The organism is Streptomyces noursei (assembly GCF_001646665.1).
GTDB lineage: Bacteria > Actinomycetota > Actinomycetes > Streptomycetales > Streptomycetaceae > Streptomyces > Streptomyces lavendulocolor.
This window is the reverse complement of the sequence record NZ_LWBU01000003.1, coordinates 1-3,440: the sequence shown is the minus strand read 5'-3', so window position 1 is coordinate 3,440 and position 3,440 is coordinate 1. Positions and strand designations below refer to the sequence as shown.

1 protein-coding gene is annotated in these 3,440 nt (G+C 70.7%); it reads right to left on the bottom strand.

The annotated features are described in order from the left end of the window. Positions 1 to 2,311: DEAD/DEAH box helicase (locus A4V12_RS00695; protein ID WP_079136710.1), on the bottom strand; the 2,311-nt coding region annotated here is incomplete at its 3' end. Between the last annotated feature and the right edge of the window lie 1,129 nt (positions 2,312 to 3,440).

Below are 3,440 nucleotides of genomic sequence, written 5' to 3'. Positions count from 1 at the left end.
TCTGCTGCTGGAGCCACCGCCCGATGTCATCGCCTTCGAACAGCACCCCCGGTTCGATGGCCGGCAGGACGCCGTCGGCGTCGACCAAGTCCGCCAGGACGCGGTAGGGCCGCTGCCAGTTGAGTGGCCAGGGGCAGTTCCAGTCGGGGTCGACCGCGGCCAGCTGCTGCGCGCGAACGGCGGCCCGCTCCGGATCCTTGCCCAGACCGCCTTTGCGGCGGAGGTTGGCCATGTGCTGTCCGATCGGCACGGGGCCGCCGCCGGCCGGGTCGTCCCAGACGGCGTCTTGTCGGGGTGCGAGGTGTCCCGTGGCCCGCTGGTAGGACCTGAGTGTGGCGAGTTTGGTCTCCCAGGCTTCCTCGCCGGGCTCCCACACCATCCCGGCCTCCGGGGCGTCGAGCAGGGTCTTGCGCCGCTCCTCCAGCTCCCCGGCCCGCAAGGCCTTTCGCTGCTGATGCACCCACCGCCCAAGCGGAAACGCCTTCGTCGCCCCGACCTCGACCTCGACGTCATACGGAACGGCGTAGAGACCAGTGATCTCGTTCTCCCTGCGCCACCGGATGAGGGCTTGGTAGCCCTCGAGCCAGACCAGGGACTCGGGCCGGTAGACCCGGGTGCGCAGGAAGGCCGCGATGGTCGCCGGGTCGCGCGGGCTGGAGAAGTGGAGCAGGGCGGCTTCGGTAGCTGCGCCGGTGCCACCCTCCTGGTGCTCCCCGTCCCCTTCGCCGCCGGCACCGACGATCCGCCCCTCTTCGTCCCGCCGAACGTGAATCTTGCGCTTGCCGCTCGTCAGCGCCCGCGAGGCCAGTTGTTCGACGAGTCGTTCATCGTGCGAGCGCAGGCCCTGGAGGACGGCTACGAGGGGGCGGAACGAGGCGCTGGCGACCATGTCGGTGGGGTCCTCGCCGGGCTCCAGGAACACCGGCACGATGATCCGTGCGATCTTCGTGCTGCCGTCCTCGTGGAGCCTCAGCGCCCGGCCGATGTTCTGGACGATCTCCACCTGGGAGCTGCGGGTGTCGGCGAAACAGATCGAGTCGACTCCCCGCTCGCCGGTGATGTCGACGCCTTCCCCGAGCACACGAACGGATGCCAGAAAGGCGCGGTGGACCCGGCGCCCGGCCGCGTCGATCCCGTTCGCGAACTGGCGCAGGACCTCGCGCCGCTCGGCGACGAGGTGGTCGCCGCACAGCCACGCCGACCACACCCGGCCGGGGGGTACGTGGCGGCCGGCCTCCAGCTCGTAGAACTCCGCGTCGATCGACGACTTCGGGAGATTGTCCGCCTGCGCCAGGTCCTCGCCCGAGACCTCGCCGGCATGCAGCTCGGCCGCCGTCTCGGGCAGCTTCTCCGCGAACGCGGCTGCCTCCTCCACCTTCTGGTGGAACGTCATGACGGTGCGTAGATTCCGTGCGGCGGCGTGCTCCAGGAGTGCGGTCTGCAGCAGCGCCAAGCGTCGGCCGCGCCGCGCTTCCTCCGTTTCTCCGAGGATGGGGGAGGGGTCGCGGATCTCCAGGACGTCGATCTCGAATCCGGCGAGGATCTCGCGCTCGATCGCCTCGCTCAGGCCGAGTTCGGCGATCCACGCGCCGTAGGTGCCGTTCGGGTCGTCGGCCATGGTCGCGAGCTCCACCTCCTGGCCCTCCGCGCCCCTTCGCGGCTGGGGAGCCGCCAGGATGCGCGGGGTCGCGGTCAGGTAGAGCCGGAAGTCGGCGGGGATCCGCTGGTTGTCGTGGATCGCCGCCCACGGACGACCAAGATCACCAGCGGTTCCGTGGGCCTCATCAATGATGGCGAGGTCGAAGCCGTCCATGCGTTGGCCGTAGAGCCGCTCTCCGCCCGCCAGAGCGGCCTCCAGCGGCCCGCGCACCTTCCGCTGACCCGTCGGGTCCTGCGGGTCCTCGCGATCCACCAGGGAGGCGTACGTGGCGAACACGACGACCGGCCCCTTCCCGGCCCACAGGGCGAGTTGGATGGGGTTGGTGGTGGTGCGCACCCCGAGCGAGCCCAGGACCGGGTCGTTCTCGAGCGAGCACACCGCGACCATGGGGGCCCGGTGGCCGACCTGGCGCCAGGCCTGGGCGGTCTGTACGAGCAGGTCCAGGGTCGGCACGGTCACGAGGATCCGGCCGTCCGGGAAGGACTCGAGCGCGCACGCGGCGGCGGTGATCGTTTTGCCCGAGCCGGTCGCGGACACGATCGTGGCGCGGACACCACGCGGGAGCACGGATGATCTTGCAGGAAATCCCACCCATCTACGAAACGCGGACCGCTGATCGAGCTGGTGTTTCCTGAGCTGAATTGTCGACACTCGTGGCCTTTCTGATGCTCATGCGGATTGCAGGCCGTAGCAAAGGTCCGCCAAGCCGCCGGGCTCCGCACTCTTGAAGGCTCGTCCGGGGCCGGAGTGCCCGGCCTCCCGCGTGCCGGCTCCCCGCGCTGGGCATATCCACGGTCAGCCGTACCCAGACCGCCGGTCTCACTGAGCGCCTCCAGCACCCCGGGGCTGCTCCGCGGCCACCCGGGGCTGCTCTGCGGTGTCCGTGGGCGGCCAGGGATGTCTCCCGGACGTACGCCTCCGGACCGCACGGGGTCGGTCTGCTCGTGCGGTCGTATGTACGCGGTATGTACGCCATGCTCAGCAGCCCCGGCCGGCCGCCCCGCGGGCCGCCCCCGCCGGGCGCCCGGTGGCCGGGGGTCTGCGATGCCCACGCGGGGTTTTCATAGCCGTCCACCGCACCGCCCCCCGGGGCGCGCCCCGCGCCGGCACGCCCCGCGCCGTCAGGGAGCCCGAGCACCTCCAACGGGGCATTCACGCCTGCTGCCTGGTGCTGCGTTACCCAGGCGCACCTACCCCGCGCCCGGCATGGGGTAGGCCTTCAGGAAACCGGCTGCTGCTGGGCGATCCACAGCTCACACCGTTCGATGCGACGAGCCCATACCTCCGAGAGCCAGGCCCAGTCCCCCTTCCCGGACGTGGTGATGTGCGCTGCTGTCCTCGCAGCGTCCCCCTGCCGACGGCGGCACTCGACAAGCGAGAACCCATCAGGACCAAGCTGCTCCTCAAGCGGTTTGTGCATACCACTCACCTTCGCCTCCGAGAACTGGGACTCACACGTTTTCGCCAACACTACATGCTGCATCAACCTGAGTCACGCGCTACACCAATCCTGACACGAACGAGCGACCAACACCCTTCCAGCCAGCCTGGCCCGCGTCAGCGGGCCATAGCGGTCCTGGAGGCGCAGCCGAAAGGGCCCTTGAGGCGGGGGAGCGCAGCGGACCCGCCGGCCCTGGGCAGAGCGAAGCGAAGCCCAGGGCCGGCGGGGCAACGCCCCGCCCGGTCCGGAAGCGCAGCGAACGGACCGTCACCCCGGCTGCGCAGCAGCCGGGGTGAGCGGGTGGCGCAGCCACCCGTCAGCGCTCCCGCGGAGCGGGAG